This window comes from Vreelandella sp. 2A-K22 (genome assembly GCF_054065485.1).
The window spans coordinates 1-16,819 of record NZ_JBSUGC010000029.1 but is presented as its reverse complement, the minus strand read 5'-3'; the positions used below and the strand labels follow the sequence as shown (position 1 = coordinate 16,819).

12 protein-coding genes are annotated in these 16,819 nt (G+C 53.4%); 6 read left to right on the top strand and 6 right to left on the bottom strand.

Annotated elements, in window-relative coordinates:
• Positions 1 to 906 precede the first annotated feature (906 nt).
• From ACW17M_RS23775 to ACW17M_RS23765, 3 genes are read right to left on the bottom strand one after another with little or no spacing between them, the layout of a single operon-like run.
• Entirely contained in the window at positions 907 to 1,902 is a 996-nt protein-coding gene (locus ACW17M_RS23775; protein WP_004207022.1) for a glycosyltransferase, read from the bottom strand.
• 60 nt (positions 1,903 to 1,962) lie between these two features.
• Positions 1,963 to 2,790, bottom strand: coding sequence for a universal stress protein (locus ACW17M_RS23770; protein ID WP_058116314.1), 828 nt, complete (start codon positions 2,788 to 2,790; stop codon positions 1,963 to 1,965).
• Positions 2,791 to 2,808: 18 nt separating this feature from the next.
• Positions 2,809 to 4,287, bottom strand: a complete 1,479-nt coding sequence (locus tag ACW17M_RS23765; protein ID WP_008786570.1) for a SulP family inorganic anion transporter — start codon at positions 4,285 to 4,287, stop codon at positions 2,809 to 2,811.
• Positions 4,288 to 4,712: 425 nt separating this feature from the next.
• On the opposite strand from ACW17M_RS23765, the gene ACW17M_RS23760 reads away from it, so the two are divergent.
• Positions 4,713 to 5,336: a recombinase family protein gene (locus ACW17M_RS23760; RefSeq protein ID WP_004207019.1), complete on the top strand. Its 624-nt coding sequence runs from the start codon at positions 4,713 to 4,715 to the stop codon at positions 5,334 to 5,336.
• Between the two features lie 54 nt (positions 5,337 to 5,390).
• Positions 5,391 to 8,375, top strand: coding sequence for a Tn3 family transposase (locus ACW17M_RS23755; protein ID WP_004207017.1), 2,985 nt, complete (start codon positions 5,391 to 5,393; stop codon positions 8,373 to 8,375).
• Positions 8,376 to 8,637: 262 nt separating this feature from the next.
• On the opposite strand, the gene ACW17M_RS23750 is transcribed toward ACW17M_RS23755, so the two are convergent.
• From ACW17M_RS23750 to intI1, 3 genes are all read right to left on the bottom strand, one after another.
• On the bottom strand, positions 8,638 to 11,610 hold the full coding sequence (locus tag ACW17M_RS23750; RefSeq protein WP_001138073.1) for a Tn3 family transposase: 2,973 nt from the start codon (positions 11,608 to 11,610) through the stop codon (positions 8,638 to 8,640).
• Positions 11,611 to 11,612: 2 nt separating this feature from the next.
• Positions 11,613 to 12,170: a recombinase family protein gene (locus ACW17M_RS23745; protein ID WP_001162012.1), complete on the bottom strand. Its 558-nt coding sequence runs from the start codon at positions 12,168 to 12,170 to the stop codon at positions 11,613 to 11,615.
• Positions 12,171 to 12,475: 305 nt separating this feature from the next.
• On the bottom strand, positions 12,476 to 13,489 hold the full coding sequence (intI1, locus tag ACW17M_RS23740; protein WP_000845054.1) for a class 1 integron integrase IntI1: 1,014 nt from the start codon (positions 13,487 to 13,489) through the stop codon (positions 12,476 to 12,478).
• A 145-nt stretch (positions 13,490 to 13,634) separates the two neighbouring features.
• Here intI1 and ACW17M_RS23735 point away from each other — a divergent pair, with 145 nt between their 5' ends.
• The 4 genes from ACW17M_RS23735 to ACW17M_RS23720 all read left to right on the top strand — a co-directional run bounded on the left by ACW17M_RS23735 (position 13,635) and on the right by ACW17M_RS23720 (position 16,398).
• The gene (locus ACW17M_RS23735) at positions 13,635 to 14,426 is read left to right on the top strand and encodes an ANT(3'')-Ia family aminoglycoside nucleotidyltransferase AadA2 (protein ID WP_001261740.1); all 792 of its coding nucleotides are present in this window, start codon (positions 13,635 to 13,637) and stop codon (positions 14,424 to 14,426) included.
• A 163-nt stretch (positions 14,427 to 14,589) separates the two neighbouring features.
• Positions 14,590 to 14,937 (top strand): quaternary ammonium compound efflux SMR transporter QacE delta 1, encoded by a 348-nt coding sequence (locus ACW17M_RS23730; RefSeq protein ID WP_000679427.1) that lies wholly within the window; start codon positions 14,590 to 14,592, stop codon positions 14,935 to 14,937.
• Positions 14,931 to 15,770: a sulfonamide-resistant dihydropteroate synthase Sul1 gene (sul1, locus tag ACW17M_RS23725; RefSeq protein ID WP_000259031.1), complete on the top strand. Its 840-nt coding sequence runs from the start codon at positions 14,931 to 14,933 to the stop codon at positions 15,768 to 15,770. Before ACW17M_RS23730 ends, sul1 begins: the two co-directional genes overlap by 7 nt.
• Before the next feature lie 127 nt (positions 15,771 to 15,897).
• The gene (locus ACW17M_RS23720) at positions 15,898 to 16,398 is read left to right on the top strand and encodes a GNAT family N-acetyltransferase (RefSeq protein ID WP_000376623.1); all 501 of its coding nucleotides are present in this window, start codon (positions 15,898 to 15,900) and stop codon (positions 16,396 to 16,398) included.
• The last annotated feature ends 421 nt before the right edge of the window (positions 16,399 to 16,819 follow it).

Here is a 16,819-nt window from a genome sequence, read left to right as displayed (position 1 = left end):
AAAGTTGTTTAGCGTTTAGATGAGATCTCAAACAACAGTCCCAACTTATATCCGTTGTTTTTTGGGTTTTCCAGCCTAATTCATCAAAAATTCTACTGGAAATGATACCTGCAATCTCATCAATATTCTTAGTTTCGCCGCCCACGCTTCCTCCATAGTTCGTTGTTTTATATAGTGAAGATCTGATTCATGGTTTTCCAAGCTCATGCGAAAACGATCAATAAAATAGGAATAATCTCAATCAATTTAATCTTTTTTATTTGAATCATCAAGAGCCCCATTACTGATAGGCATCAGTAAGTGGCATCGCTGCTCAAGCTTCAGTAAAAATCCGGTTAGCAACTTCCGCTGTTGGCACACAGCAGCCGTTAAGATGTAAGGCCTTACGCCAACTAAATCTAATGGGACAGATTTAGTTGGTGATGGTCAAGTAATCTGCAAACGGTCACCAAGTAAAATGCAAATGGGTAGTCAAGTCCGATGCAATTACGCAGCCCGGCAAGGTGGGCCGATTCCCATATCGACATGTATGTAGCTTGTGTTATCCGTGGATTGTGCAGCTCAGCGGGTCGCTGGTCGTATGGCGTAGTGTCCCCCGTAACCGGGGTCCGCTTGGAAAACGGAAAATATCCTACGCTAAGCCTATTTTTCGTACAGATTACTTCATGGGTCTATGGTGATAGCTAAAAAATCACCAATACTACCTCACGAGTATGTTGATAGCTCATCGTACCCCGTATCAAGTTTGCATATACCAAGGAAGCGGAGACGAAAGACCACCTATTACTGAGGGATCCCCAGTAATGGGAGGGTAAAATGAAAGGTATAGTGCTACCAATTACTCACCGTCAGTCACGTATCGCTGGATTAACTACGGCATTCGCAGCGAGATAAGTATTCCCCATGTTAAGCCAATAGCAATATAATTATCCATTTTAATTTCGGGCTAGCACCAGTGAATTTTTTTGTTTTTACGAAAACTTTCAGTAAAAAGAAAATATCACTAAGGCTATATACACCTTTTATTAAATCTTTATATGCTATTTCTCTAACAAATAACCGCCTGATTTTTTCTTTGTCCCTCACCTTTTTTCTATATAAACCTAGAAAGTGTCTAGCCTCATACAGGGCATGCCTAAACAGCGATACGCTCAAATCATTATTTTTTATCGACTTTGCGTGACCGATGGTTTTAGATATTACATCAATATAGCATTCTGCTCGGACGTCGAAATAATCACCGCGATTTGTGATGGATTCATTATTGTACTTGTAGGTGTAGTCCATATCTTTTGATATGTAGAAACGCCCATTTGCCAACGCCAATTCCATCGTCCATAAAATATCTTTATGACTCCGGCCATCATGAAATGACAGATTGTTATTCCTGATATAGTCAGATCTAACTATCTGTAACCAAAGGTAATGTGGCCATTCCCTGACTTTTACTGCGTGACTCATCCACGCATTGCCGGATAAAACCTCATCATAAGGCTGGTTAGTATGCACGGGTTTTTTATTATCGCCTTCATGCCAAAGCTTCCAGGCATTGGACAAAAGCACATCAGCATTATGGCTGGAAGCCTGGATATACCTGTTATAAATGAATCCTTCAGACACATCGTCATCGGCATCCAGAAACATGACCCACTGGCCTTTATGCTTGTCTAATCCATTATTTCTGGCCGCGTATACACCTTTATTATTTTGTTCAATCACTTGAACCCTGCCATCCTTTATGGAGTTAATTATCGTTGACGTGTTGTCTGAGGAGCCATCGTTAACGATAATAACTTCAATGTTGATCCTGTCTTCTATCAAGATATCTTTGATCAAGGATTTGATGGTTTTTTCTGCGTTGTAAACGGGGATTATTACACTCACCGCAATTTCATGTTTCATGTTCACTCCAGTAAATTGAACGTATTTATTTGTCCCCGGAGTTATTTCCGGGGACAAAAATCACCTCAGCATTAAGAGTGGAATTTGTGTTTTTTCCAACATGGCGGTGGTGTTGCTGCCGATAAAGAATCGCCGCAATGGCGAATGGCCATAGGCACCCATCACAATCAGGTTAATGCCGTTTTCATTAGCGTAACGGCAGAGCGCATCAGCAACGGATGTACCTTCCAGTATGTGGCTTTCGGTCGTAATGCCAGCCTCTTGCAGCACATTCTGTGCTTCCTGCAAGGTTCGTGTATCCCCCTTAACCATCACGATGTGGCAAACCAGACCATTGAGTAGCGGGCTAAGTGTCAGGCGCGTCAGGTTTTTGCGACTCTCATCGCTGCCATCATAGGCGAACATAACTTTGGTCGGTGTAGAATAAGCCTCCGGCACGATAAGTTCCGGTTTTTTCTGCAGCCGAATAATTCTTTCTAGGTGGCTGCCAACCGGGTTCTGCGTTCCACGGCGGCCCAGCACCATCAGGCGAACATCCCCTAAATCAGCCAGGATTTCATCCAACGCGCCATGTTTTTGCAGTAATTGAACATCAGCATGACCGGCATCATTCAGCAACTCCGCACAGCCAGCCAGTATGGCTTTGCCCTGCGCCATTAATAACCGACTACGCTCTCCTTCAACTTTCACCAGCTCTTCGGTGAGATGAGCCTGGCTATCAATGCCGATGCTTCCGGTCAAATCTGACACGGCAGGATGCGCATCTTTCTCCAGTACGTGCAGCAGCGACAGAGGTGAATCCAGCAGAGCAGCGGCCCATGCCGCGTATTCACAAACCGCTCGGGTCGACGGCGAACCGTCAACGCAGGCAATAACGGTATTATTCATTATCTGTTCTCCTGACTGTTAATGGCCGCCCATTAATTTTTCCACTTCTTCGGGTTTGTCATGCACCCCAAAGCGGTCAATAATGGTGCGGGTAGCCTGATTCATGCCACGGATTTCTACATCCGTACCTTCACGGCGGAACTTAATGACCACTCTGTCGAGTGCGCTGACCGACGTAATATCCCAGAAGTGGGCGTGCGAGACGTCAATGATCACATGCTCCACCGCTTCACGGAAATCGAAGTGGCTCATAAACCGATCGGCAGAGGCGAAAAACACCTGGCCGGTTACGGCGTATGTCCGCGTTGACGCTTTGAGTTCGGATGACACCGCCATAAAACGGGACACTTTGCTGGCAAAGTTCAGTGAGGCGATCAGCACACCAGTCAATACGCCATACGCCAGATTATGCGTTGCTACCACCACGACTACGGTAGCCAGCATGACGACGCTGGTTGACAGTGGGTGGCTGCGCAAGTTGGTAATAGAGCGCCAGGAGAAGGTGCCAATAGAAACCATGATCATCACCGCTACCAGGGCCGCCATTGGGATCTGCGAAACCCAGTCACGCAGGAAGACCACCATACAAAGCAGGACGACGCCTGCGGAGAGTGCGGAGAGACGCCCACGCCCCCCGGATTTCACGTTGATCACCGACTGGCCGATCATCGCGCATCCGGCCATACCGCCAATAAATGCAGCGCCAATGTTGGCAACCCCTTGAGCCTTACACTCCCGGTTTTTATCGCTCGGCGTATCGGTCATGTCATCCACAATGGTCGCGGTCATCATCGACTCAAGCAGCCCCACCACAGCAAGGCCGGCGGAATAAGGCAGAATGATTGATAGGGTATCGAAATTAAGCGGCACATCGGGTAACAGGAAGACCGGCAGACTGTCCGGCAACTTGCCCATGTCGCCGACGGTGCGTACGTCCAGATGCAGCCACATGGAGATCCCGGTCAGCACGACGATACAGACCAGCGGCGAGGGGATGGTTTTATTGAGGTACGGGAACAGATAAATAATGCCTAGACCGGCCGCCGTCATGGCGTAAACGTGCCAGGTGACGTTGGTCAACTCCGGCAACTGCGCCATGAAAATCAGGATCGCCAAGGCATTGACAAAACCGGTAACCACCGAGCGCGAAACATAACGCATCAGACTGCCAAGCTTTAAATAACCAGCAATAAGCTGAATCACACCAGTAAGCACAGTAGCGGCCAATAGATACTGTAGGCCGTGGTCTTTCACCAGCGTCACCATCAGCAGTGCCATCGCGCCGGTTGACGAAGAAATCATTCCTGGACGCCCACCGCAGATAGCGATTATCAGCGGGATACAAAACGCAGAGTAGAGCCCGACTTGCGGGTCAACGCCGGCGATGATGGAAAAGGCGATCGCTTCAGGAATAAGCGCAAGCGCGACAACAATACCGGCCAGTACGTCACCACGGACGTTACCCAGCCAGTCCTTACGCGTCGAGGACAGCAACATAGTATTTTCTCAGTTTTAGAATACAGTCAGCCCGTAAAGGGCAAAAAAATTTAGATACGATAAAGCACATCCGCAGACGGGATGTTAAAGAGTGCGTGCTGAGGGTTACTCAGAACGACAGAGAAGGGGAAAACTCAGGGTGGCGTCATACGCATGGTCGTTTTTATTACTCCTTGATGGTCGGTGTGTACACCTTCAGGGATCAGATAAACCAGATGAAGATATTCAAGGCTGGCCGCGGAGTCTGCCAAGGCAAACCGCGTATTACTATAAACGAAACTGAAACAGGGTCAATCATGGATTAAATGTGCCATTAATGTATACCTCAATGTCATAGCCTAAAGTGCCGCCATTTTCCCCTTGGATCATCACCTATCTGTCACGTACATTATGATCATCACTTAAACGTCATAAATGGGTGAAAAATGTACATTCACGGTTACCTCCGCGCATCAACAAAAGAACAGGATGCTCTCCGAGCAAAAAATAGGATGAAAGCCTTTGTTGAAGAAAAAGGATTTCGACTGGCCAGTTGGTACACCGAAAATGTATCCGGGGCATCACTTCAACGGCCAGAACTTTTACGGCTACTTGATGATGCTGCACCTGGTGACATTATTCTCATCGAGCAAGTTGATCGCCTTTCTCGCCTGGATGAAGAGGGCTGGCAAAAATTAAAGCATCTTATCCAGGAAAAACACCTTGTGGTTGTCAGTCTTGACCTCCCGACGAGCCATATGGCTCTTGCAACACATGCTGGCGATGATTTTACCCTTGCAATGCTTAAGGCTATTAACGGAATGATGCTTGATATGCTGGCCGCCATAGCTCGCAAAGACTATCAGGATCGTCGCCGGCGCCAAGAGGAAGGGATAGCGAAAGCCAAGGTAGCCGGTAAATTTCGGGGACGTCAGGCAGATCATCAATTGCATGAAAAAATCATAGAGCTTCGGGTTAAAAATAGACAGAGCATCCGTGATACCGCGAGGTTGTGTGGAGTTTCAGAACGAACGGTTATACGCATTGTTAAACTTAAAGCATGTTCTTGATGCGTATACTTTGAACGTCCAAGCGGACAGTGTCCGTATGCAGGGAGTGCATTTATGCCACGGCGACAGATACTGAGTAGTGATGAAAAAGAACGCTTACTGGTTGTGCCGGATGATGACATCCTGCTAACCAGGATGTGTTTTTTAAGTGAGCAGGATCTGGTTCTCATCAACAAACACCGGAGACCCGCTAACCGCCTGGGCTTTGCCATTTTACTCTGTTATCTGCGGGGACCGGGTTTTACTCCAGACAAAAACAGTCTCCCTCACGATGGCGTTATGTCCAGGGTGGCAGAGAGATTGAAACTTCAACCTGATTTATGGCGAGAGTACGCAGCGAGGGAGGAAACCCGTTGGGAGCATCTTGCCGAACTCTATCGCTACTTGCGATTAGCGCCTTTCAGCAGGTCACTGCAAAAAACATGCATCCGCCATTTATATCCGCATGCCATGCGGACCGACAAAGGCCTGATTCTTGCTGAAGAGATGCTCGCCTGGTTGCACAACAACAACGTTATTTTCCCTTCCGTTGATGTGATGGAGCGAACCCTTGCTGAAGCCGCAACACTTGCCGACAGAGCCGTATTTTCTACACTGACGACGCAACTGGAACAACGACATAAAACAGCACTGGATAATCTGCTTGCATCAGGTGATGAGCAACTTTCCCGTCTTGCCTGGATGCTTCAGCCCCCGGGTAAAATTAACGGTAAAAACGTGCTGCAACATATTGATCGGTTGAATGCCATTGAGGGGTTGGCACTGCCGGAAGGTATTACGCTTTCCGTTCACCAGAACCGACTGCTGAAACTGGCACGCGAAGGTCGGAAAATGAGTAGCAGGGACTTGGCAAAATTCTCAGGCACACGTCGTTATGCCATGCTGGTTTGTATTATCTCAGAAGCAAGGGCCACGCTTACCGATGAAATCATCGAACTACACGAACGTATCCTGGGCAGCTTGTTCAGCAGGGCAAAGCGCACACAAGCCGAACGGCTTCAGAAAACAGGAAAACTCATCCAGAGTAAGTTAAGGCAATATCTTACTGTTGGCCAGGCGCTGCTAAACGCACGGGAGTCAGGAGAAGATCCCTGGGCGGCGATAGAAGACGTACTTCCCTGGCCGGAATTTATCACCAGTCTGGAGGAAACACAGTTTCTGGCTCGAAAGGATAATTTTGATCCACTTCATTTGCTCACCGAAAAATACAGCACGCTGCGTAAATATGCGCCCCGTATGTTGTCTGCATTGCAGTTCAGTGCAGCTCCTTCAGCACTGCCACTCGGTAATGCGCTGGATACCGTCAGAGAAATGTACCGCAAACAACTCCGCAAGGTTCCGTCAACAGCGCCAGTAAAGTTTATCCCTGAGAGCTGGAAAAAGTTGGTAATAACGCCATCGGGTATCGATCGCCGGTATTATGAATTCTGTGTACTGAATGAGCTGAAAGGCGCATTGCGATCTGGTGATATCTGGGTTAGAGGATCACGACGCTACAGGAATTTTGACGATTACCTCATTCCTCCTGCTGATTTTGAAAAATCACTCAAAGAGAAACAGTTACAGCTTGCCATTCCGACAGACTGCCAGGAATACCTTCACTCCCGTATGACACTGCTGGCGTCGCGACTGGAAGAGGTCAATGCGATGGCGATTGCCGGTGATTTGCCTGATGTTGATATATCGGACAAAGGTGTGAAGGTCACGCCTCTTGATAACAACGTTCCTTCGACTGTATCACCGTTTGCCAACCTGGTTTACGGCATGCTGCCGCACCCAAAAATTACCGAGATATTAGATGAGGTGGACAGTTGGACGGGATTTACCCGCCACTTTACTCACCTCAAAAATAATCACGTCAGACCAAAAGACAAAAAGCTGTTACTGACCACCATCCTGGCAGATGGTATCAACCTGGGACTGACTAAAATGGCAGAATCCTGCCCAGGAACCACAAAAGCGTCGCTGGAAGGCATTCAGGCATGGTACATCAGGGATGAAACGTATGCAGCCGCGCTTGCCGAACTGGTGAATGCACAAAAAAAGTGCCCACTGGCAGCATCATGGGGGGACGGTACAACGTCATCCTCCGACGGCCAGAATTTTCGAGTCGGAAGTCATGGCCGCTATGCCGGACAGGTGAATTTAAAGTACGGTCAGGAACCCGGCGTGCAGGTTTATACACATATATCAGACCAATACAGCCCATTTTATACCAAAGTGATCAGCCGGGTCAGGGACTCTACCCATGTGCTGGATGGGTTGCTCTATCACGAAAGCGACCTGGAAATTACGGAGCATTACACCGATACAGCGGGTTTCACTGAACATGTTTTTGCGCTAATGCATCTACTTGGGTTTGCATTTGCACCAAGGATCCGGGATCTCCATGACAAACGGCTATTCATTCATGGAAAGGCGGAAAAATATTCTGGGCTTCAGTCGATCATATCCACGACCAGTCTGAATCTCAAAGAAATTGAGACACACTGGAATGAGGTACTGCGCCTGGCGACCTCGATCAAGCAGGGCACGGTAACCGCCTCGCTGATGTTAAAAAAGTTGGCCAGCTACCCCAAACAAAACGGCCTGGCAAAAGCGTTACGGGAAATTGGCCGTATCGAGCGAACGTTGTTTATGCTGGACTGGTTTCGCGATCCGGCCCTGCGTCGTCGTGTGCAAGCCGGTTTAAATAAGGGTGAAGCCCGCAATGCGCTTGCGCGGGCCGTTTTTATGCACCGGTTGGGTGAAATAAGAGACAGGGGGCTGGAAAATCAAAGCTATCGCGCCAGTGGGCTGACGCTGTTGACTGCGGCGATCACGTTGTGGAACACGGTGTATATAGAAAGGGCCATCGAATCACTAAAACGAAAGGGGCTCCAGATTAATGAGCCGTTGGTTTCTCACCTGTCCCCTCTGGGCTGGGAGCATATCAACCTGAGCGGAGATTACATCTGGCGTAATAATCTTAAGCTGGGATCCGGTAAATATCGACCGTTACGCACAGTTGATGTCAGTCTGTACAAAAAACAGGCTTAGCGTAGGATATTTTCCGTTTTCCAAGCGGACCCCTAATACAGTCTTCATCGTTCCTGGCACGTCTTGCAGCTTCAAACTGTTGCATGACAACCTGTCTTATTTCATCCACGAATTTCAGGCGAGTCAATGAGTCACTGAGGTGCATGGCCGCGACCGTATTTGCGGTATTCACAAGTTTCCTGGCTTCCAGATTGATCATCGTGTCAGCCCACTGGCGGCGACTCTGACCGGGGTCGTCTCAGAAAACGGAAAATAAAGCACGCTAAGCCGGTGGCAGCGGTCGCAATGGCCTAAACTTCCCCGCACCGACCTTGGCGCTGCTGCGCCATAGGTAATCGCCGGTCAGGTTGATGTGCTCCCACCCCAGCGGCGACAGATATTGCAACAATGTGTCGTCCAGCGCCGTGCCGTTGCCACGCAAAGCACTGGTGGCACGCTCCAGATATACCGTGTTCCACAACACGATGGCCGCCGTCACCAGATTGAGGCCGCTGGCCCGGTAGCGCTGCTGCTCAAAACTGCGGTCGCGGATTTCACCCAATCGGTAGAAGAAGACCGCCCTGGCCAGCGCGTTGCGCGCCTCGCCCTTATTCAGCCCCGCATGGACGCGGCGGCGCAGCTCCACGCTTTGCAGCCAATCCAAAATGAACAGCGTGCGCTCGATGCGCCCCAGCTCGCGCAACGCCACGGCCAAGCCGTTCTGGCGCGGGTAGCTGCCGAGTTTGCGCAGCATCAGCGAAGCCGTTACCGTGCCTTGCTTGATGGAGGTGGCCAGCCGCAGAATTTCATCCCAATGGGCGCGTATTTGCTTGATGTTCAGCCTGTCGCTGCTAATCATCGGCTTGAGCGCGTCATAGGCGGCATCGCCCTTGGGGATGAATAGCTTGGTTTCGCCCAAGTCACGGATACGCGGCGCGAAGCGAAATCCCAGCAAATGCATCAAGCCAAACACGTGATCGGTGAAGCCTGCCGTGTCGGTGTAGTGTTCCTCGATGCGCAAGTCCGACTCGTGGTACAGCAGGCCATCAAGCACGTAAGTTGAATCACGAATGCCCACGTTGACCACCTTGGCACTGAAGGGCGCGTACTGGTCGGAGATATGGGTGTAGAAAGTCCGTCCTGGACTGCTTCCATACTTCGGGTTGATATGACCAGTGCTTTCTGCTTTGCTGCCGGTTCTGAAGTTCTGGCCGTCCGACGATGACGTGGTGCCGTCACCCCAGTTGCCGGCGAAGGGTTGCCGAAACTGCGCATTCACCAGCTCGGCCAGCGCCGTCGAATAGGTTTCATCGCGGATGTGCCAGGCTTGCAGCCAAGACAGCTTGGCGTAGGTGGTGCCAGGGCAGGACTCGGCCATTTTGGTCAGACCCAGGTTGATCGCGTCGGCCAGGATCGTCGTCAACAGCAAGGTTTTGTCCTTGGCCGTGTCGCTGGTCTTCAGGTGTGTGAAGTGGCGGGTGAAGCCCGTCCATTCATCGACCTCCATCAGCAACTCGGTGATTTTGAGGTGCGGCAGCAGCATAGCTGTCTGGTCGATCATGGCTTGCGCGGCGTCTGGTACTGCCGCGTCCAGCGGCGTGATCTTCAGGCCTGACGCGGTGGTGATGATGGCATCCGGTAAGTCGTTGGCCGCAGCCATGCGGTTGACTGTGGCGAGTTGCGCCTCCAACAATTCCAACCGGTCATGCAGGTATTGGTCGCAGTCGGTGGCCACTGCCAGCGGCAATTCGCTGGCCAGCTTCAAAGTGGCGAACTTCTCGACCGGCACCAGGTATTCGTCGAAGTCCTTGAACTGGCGAGAACCCTGCACCCAGACATCACCGGAGCGCAGCGCGTTCTTCAGCTCCGACAGGGCGCATAACTCGTAGTAACGCCGGTCGATGCCGTCGTCGGTCAGAACCAGCTTTGCCCAGCGCGGCTTGATGAATGCGGTTGGCGCATCGGCGGGCACCTTGCGCGCGCTGTCGCTGTTCATGCCGCGCAGCATGTCGATGGCATCGAGCACACCCTTGGCGGCGGGCGCAGCCCGCAATTTGAGCACGCCCAGGAACTGCGGCGCGTAGCGGCGTAGCGTGGCATAGCTTTCACCGATGTGGTGCAGGAAATCAAAGTCGGCAGGCCGCGCCAATGTTTGCGCTTCGGTGACGCTGGCGGCGAAGGTGTCCCAGGGCATAACGGCCTCGATGGCGGCGAACGGATCGCTGCCGCTTTGCTTGGCCTCAATCAACGCTTGACCGATGCGCCCATACATCCGCACCTTGTCGTTGATCGCCTTGCCGGAAGCCTGGAACTGCTGCTGATGCTTGTTCTTGGCCGCGTTGAACAGCTTGCCGATGATGCGATCGTGAAGGTCGATGATTTCATCGGTGACGGTGGCCATGCCTTCGATGGCCAGCGCTACCAGCGTGGCATAGCGTCGTTGCACCTCGAACTTTGCCAGATCAGCAGGCGTCATCTGGCCACCTTCACGAGCGATTTTGAGCAGGCGGTTCTGGTGAACCTGCCGCTCGATGCCTGCGGGCAGATCAAGTGCTTGCCAGGATTTCAGGCGCTCAATATGTTCGAGCATGTGGCGAGAGTTCGGTTTGGCAGGCGACTGGCGCAGCCATGCCAGCCACGTCACTTTACTGCCGTCCTTGCGCTTGAGAAGTTCGTCCAGGCGCTGACGGTGGGGTGATAACAAAGAATCGGTCAGCGCCGCGTAAATGCGTCGGTTGGCACGGGTGATGGCCTCGGCGCTTGCGCGCTCGATGGCATTCATGGCGGGCAGGATAATGCTCTGCCGCCGCAGATTCTCGACAAGTGCGCTCGCCAGCACGATGCCTTTGTCGGTCTGCAAGGCCAGCTCGGTCAATGTATGCACGGCTTGCCGATAGTGGCTCATGGTGAAGGGCTTGAACCCAAAAACCGTTTGCAGCTCGACCAAGTGCTCCCGCCGTGTCTGTTCGCGCTGGCCGTACTCGCTCCAACTTTCCACTGGCATCTTGAGTTGCGCGGCCACCATGCGCAACAGGGGCGGAAACGGAGGCTCATCGACGCCCAAAAAGGTGCCAGGGAATCGCAAGTAGCAAAGCTGCACAGCGAAGCCCAATCGATTCGCGGCGCCGCGACGCTGACGGATCACCGACAGGTCGGTTTCGTTGAACGTGTAGTGCCGTATCAGTTCGTCTTTGGCATCTGGCAGTGCCAGCAGGCTTTCGCGCTCGGTGGCGGACAGGATTGAGCGGCGTGGCATGGTCAGTCTTCCCGCAGGTACTGGTACAAGGTTTCGCGGCTGATGCCGAAGTCACGGGCCACCAAGGTTTTTTGGTCGCCTGCCGCAACTCGCCGTTTCAACTCGGCAATTTGTTCGCTGTTCAGCGATTTCTTTCGTCCCCGGTAGGCACCGCGCTGCTTGGCCAGCACGATTCCCTCGCGCTGACGTTCGCGGATCAGGGCGCGCTCGAACTCAGCGAAGGCTCCCATGACCGACAGCATCAGATTGGCCATCGGTGAGTCCTCGCCGGTGAACTTCAGCCCTTCTTTGACGAACTCCATGCGCACGCCCCGTTGTGTCAGCCCTTGGACGATGCGGCGCAGGTCATCAAGGTTGCGTGCCAGCCTGTCCATGCTATGCACCACCACGGTGTCGCCCTCGCGGACGAAGGCCAGCAGCCTTTCCAGCTCGGGACGCTGGGTGTCCTTGCCAGAAGCCTTGTCGGTGAACACCCGCGCCACCTGAACACCCTCCAATTGCCGTTCCGGGTTCTGGTCGAAGCTGCTGACGCGGACATAGCCGATGCGTTGACCTTGCAAGATGCCTCCAAAGGCAAAAGTGTCAGGATGAAATCTATTACCTTTGACGGAATATGTCAATCAATAGGAAATTTAACTCTATTCTGACATCGTTTGCACATGGTGTCGTTTTCAGAAGACGGCTGCACTGAACGTCAGAAGCCGACTGCACTATAGCAGCGGAGGGGTTGGATCCATCAGGCAACGACGGGCTGCTGCCGGCCATCAGCGGACGCAGGGAGGACTTTCCGCAACCGGCCGTTCGATGCGGCACCGATGGCCTTCGCGCAGGGGTAGTGAATCCGCCAGGATTGACTTGCGCTGCCCTACCTCTCACTAGTGAGGGGCGGCAGCGCATCAAGCGGTGAGCGCACTCCGGCACCGCCAACTTTCAGCACATGCGTGTAAATCATCGTCGTAGAGACGTCGGAATGGCCGAGCAGATCCTGCACGGTTCGAATGTCGTAACCGCTGCGGAGCAAGGCCGTCGCGAACGAGTGGCGGAGGGTGTGCGGTGTGGCGGGCTTCGTGATGCCTGCTTGTTCTACGGCACGTTTGAAGGCGCGCTGAAAGGTCTGGTCATACATGTGATGGCGACGCACGACACCGCTCCGTGGATCGGTCGAATGCGTGTGCTGCGCAAAAACCCAGAACCACGGCCAGGAATGCCCGGCGCGCGGATACTTCCGCTCAAGGGCGTCGGGAAGCGCAACGCCGCTGCGGCCCTCGGCCTGGTCCTTCAGCCACCATGCCCGTGCACGCGACAGCTGCTCGCGCAGGCTGGGTGCCAAGCTCTCGGGTAACATCAAGGCCCGATCCTTGGAGCCCTTGCCCTCCCGCACGATGATCGTGCCGTGATCGAAATCCAGATCCTTGACCCGCAGTTGCAAACCCTCACTGATCCGCATGCCCGTTCCATACAGAAGCTGGGCGAACAAACGATGCTCGCCTTCCAGAAAACCGAGGATGCGAACCACTTCATCCGGGGTCAGCACCACCGGCAAGCGCCGCGACGGCCGAGGTCTTCCGATCTCCTGAAGCCAGGGCAGATCCGTGCACAGCACCTTGCCGTAGAAGAACAGCAAGGCCGCCAATGCCTGACGATGCGTGGAGACCGAAACCTTGCGCTCGTTCGCCAGCCAGGACAGAAATGCCTCGACTTCGCTGCTGCCCAAGGTTGCCGGGTGACGCACACCGTGGAAACGGATGAAGGCACGAACCCAGTTGACATAAGCCTGTTCGGTTCGTAAACTGTAATGCAAGTAGCGTATGCGCTCACGCAACTGGTCCAGAACCTTGACCGAACGCAGCGGTGGTAACGGCGCAGTGGCGGTTTTCATGGCTTGTTATGACTGTTTTTTTGTACAGTCTATGCCTCGGGCATCCAAGCAGCAAGCGCGTTACGCCGTGGGTCGATGTTTGATGTTATGGAGCAGCAACGATGTTACGCAGCAGGGCAGTCGCCCTAAAACAAAGTTAGACATCATGAGGGTAGCGGTGACCATCGAAATTTCGAACCAACTATCAGAGGTGCTAAGCGTCATTGAGCGCCATCTGGAATCAACGTTGCTGGCCGTGCATTTGTACGGCTCCGCAGTGGATGGCGGCCTGAAGCCATACAGCGATATTGATTTGTTGGTTACTGTGGCCGTAAAGCTTGATGAAACGACGCGGCGAGCATTGCTCAATGACCTTATGGAGGCTTCGGCTTTCCCTGGCGAGAGCGAGACGCTCCGCGCTATAGAAGTCACCCTTGTCGTGCATGACGACATCATCCCGTGGCGTTATCCGGCTAAGCGCGAGCTGCAATTTGGAGAATGGCAGCGCAATGACATTCTTGCGGGTATCTTCGAGCCAGCCATGATCGACATTGATCTAGCTATCCTGCTTACAAAAGCAAGAGAACATAGCGTTGCCTTGGTAGGTCCGGCAGCGGAGGAATTCTTTGACCCGGTTCCTGAACAGGATCTATTCGAGGCGCTGAGGGAAACCTTGAAGCTATGGAACTCGCAGCCCGACTGGGCCGGCGATGAGCGAAATGTAGTGCTTACGTTGTCCCGCATTTGGTACAGCGCAATAACCGGCAAAATCGCGCCGAAGGATGTCGCTGCCGACTGGGCAATAAAACGCCTACCTGCCCAGTATCAGCCCGTCTTACTTGAAGCTAAGCAAGCTTATCTGGGACAAAAAGAAGATCACTTGGCCTCACGCGCAGATCACTTGGAAGAATTTATTCGCTTTGTGAAAGGCGAGATCATCAAGTCAGTTGGTAAATGATGTCTAACAATTCGTTCAAGCCGACCGCGCTACGCGCGGCGGCTTAACTCCGGCGTTAGATGCACTAAGCACATAATTGCTCACAGCCAAACTATCAGGTCAAGTCTGCTTTTATTATTTTTAAGCGTGCATAATAAGCCCTACACAAATTGGGAGATATATCATGAAAGGCTGGCTTTTTCTTGTTATCGCAATAGTTGGCGAAGTAATCGCAACATCCGCATTAAAATCTAGCGAGGGCTTTACTAAGCTTGCCCCTTCCGCCGTTGTCATAATCGGTTATGGCATCGCATTTTATTTTCTTTCTCTGGTTCTGAAATCCATCCCTGTCGGTGTTGCTTATGCAGTCTGGTCGGGACTCGGCGTCGTCATAATTACAGCCATTGCCTGGTTGCTTCATGGGCAAAAGCTTGATGCGTGGGGCTTTGTAGGTATGGGGCTCATAATTGCTGCCTTTTTGCTCGCCCGATCCCCATCGTGGAAGTCGCTGCGGAGGCCGACGCCATGGTGACGGTGTTCGGCATTCTGAATCTCACCGAGGACTCCTTCTTCGATGAGAGCCGGCGGCTAGACCCCGCCGGCGCTGTCACCGCGGCGATCGAAATGCTGCGAGTCGGATCAGACGTCGTGGATGTCGGACCGGCCGCCAGCCATCCGGACGCGAGGCCTGTATCGCCGGCCGATGAGATCAGACGTATTGCGCCGCTCTTAGACGCCCTGTCCGATCAGATGCACCGTGTTTCAATCGACAGCTTCCAACCGGAAACCCAGCGCTATGCGCTCAAGCGCGGCGTGGGCTACCTGAACGATATCCAAGGATTTCCTGACCCTGCGCTCTATCCCGATATTGCTGAGGCGGACTGCAGGCTGGTGGTTATGCACTCAGCGCAGCGGGATGGCATCGCCACCCGCACCGGTCACCTTCGACCCGAAGACGCGCTCGACGAGATTGTGCGGTTCTTCGAGGCGCGGGTTTCCGCCTTGCGACGGAGCGGGGTCGCTGCCGACCGGCTCATCCTCGATCCGGGGATGGGATTTTTCTTGAGCCCCGCACCGGAAACATCGCTGCACGTGCTGTCGAACCTTCAAAAGCTGAAGTCGGCGTTGGGGCTTCCGCTATTGGTCTCGGTGTCGCGGAAATCCTTCTTGGGCGCCACCGTTGGCCTTCCTGTAAAGGATCTGGGTCCAGCGAGCCTTGCGGCGGAACTTCACGCGATCGGCAATGGCGCTGACTACGTCCGCACCCACGCGCCTGGAGATCTGCGAAGCGCAATCACCTTCTCGGAAACCCTCGCGAAATTTCGCAGTCGCGACGCCAGAGACCGAGGGTTAGATCATGCCTAGCATTCACCTTCCGGCCGCCCGCTAGCGGACCCTGGTCAGGTTCCGCGAAGGTGGGCGCAGACATGCTGGGCTCGTCAGGATCAAACTGCACTATGAGGCGGCGGTTCATACCGCGCCAGGGGAGCGAATGGACAGCGAGGAGCCTCCGAACGTTCGGGTCGCCTGCTCGGGTGATATCGACGAGGTTGTGCGGCTGATGCACGACGCTGCGGCGTGGATGTCCGCCAAGGGAACGCCCGCCTGGGACGTCGCGCGGATCGACCGGACATTCGCGGAGACCTTCGTCCTGAGATCCGAGCTCCTAGTCGCGAGTTGCAGCGACGGCATCGTCGGCTGTTGCACCTTGTCGGCCGAGGATCCCGAGTTCTGGCCCGACGCCCTCAAGGGGGAGGCCGCATATCTGCACAAGCTCGCGGTGCGACGGACACATGCGGGCCGGGGTGTCAGCTCCGCGCTGATCGAGGCTTGCCGCCATGCCGCGCGAACGCAGGGGTGCGCCAAGCTGCGGCTCGACTGCCACCCGAACCTGCGTGGCCTATACGAGCGGCTCGGATTCACCCACGTCGACACTTTCAATCCCGGCTGGGATCCAACCTTCATCGCAGAACGCCTAGAACTCGAAATCTAACGTCCGTTCGGGCATCGAGGTCCATGTCGGGGTGGGACGGGCCCGTGGCTTCAAGATCACTTGCAGTCCGACCGCGATGTCTTGGTTGCGCGAGAGGTTGTCGATATCCTCCACTTCCATCATCAACCCTGGATAATGCCGCCGCCGTCATCGCCGCCGACGCCCGTGCCGGGCTTTTCGGGCCTGTCAGGCTTGCTCGGCCTTCAGCCTGCCTGGGCGAGATCTCCGGCGGACGGATTAACGGCGGAGCTTCGCCGCCTTTCGTGCGTGTGAAGGCCGAAGATAGTTCTCTCAAAAACATCCGTTTATGAGAGATACCAAATGTCATTTTCAGAAGACGACTGCACCAGTTGATTGGGCGTAATGGCTGTTGTGCAGCCAGCTCCTGACAGTTCAATATCAGAAGTGATCTGCACCAATC

Coding starts and splice junctions, on each gene's coding strand:
- ACW17M_RS23730 (WP_000679427.1), top strand. CDS start 14,590: ATGAAAGGCTGGCTTTTTCTTGTTATCGCAATAGTTGGCGAAGTAATC.
- ACW17M_RS23720 (WP_000376623.1), top strand. CDS start 15,898: ATGGACAGCGAGGAGCCTCCGAACGTTCGGGTCGCCTGCTCGGGTGAT.
- ACW17M_RS23765 (WP_008786570.1), bottom strand. CDS start 4,287: ATGTTGCTGTCCTCGACGCGTAAGGACTGGCTGGGTAACGTCCGTGGT.
- sul1 (WP_000259031.1), top strand. CDS start 14,931: ATGGTGACGGTGTTCGGCATTCTGAATCTCACCGAGGACTCCTTCTTC.
- ACW17M_RS23735 (WP_001261740.1), top strand. CDS start 13,635: ATGAGGGTAGCGGTGACCATCGAAATTTCGAACCAACTATCAGAGGTG.
- ACW17M_RS23750 (WP_001138073.1), bottom strand. CDS start 11,610: ATGCCACGCCGCTCAATCCTGTCCGCCACCGAGCGCGAAAGCCTGCTG.
- ACW17M_RS23755 (WP_004207017.1), top strand. CDS start 5,391: ATGCCACGGCGACAGATACTGAGTAGTGATGAAAAAGAACGCTTACTG.
- intI1 (WP_000845054.1), bottom strand. CDS start 13,489: ATGAAAACCGCCACTGCGCCGTTACCACCGCTGCGTTCGGTCAAGGTT.
- ACW17M_RS23770 (WP_058116314.1), bottom strand. CDS start 2,790: ATGAATAATACCGTTATTGCCTGCGTTGACGGTTCGCCGTCGACCCGA.
- ACW17M_RS23775 (WP_004207022.1), bottom strand. CDS start 1,902: ATGAAACATGAAATTGCGGTGAGTGTAATAATCCCCGTTTACAACGCA.
- ACW17M_RS23760 (WP_004207019.1), top strand. CDS start 4,713: ATGTACATTCACGGTTACCTCCGCGCATCAACAAAAGAACAGGATGCT.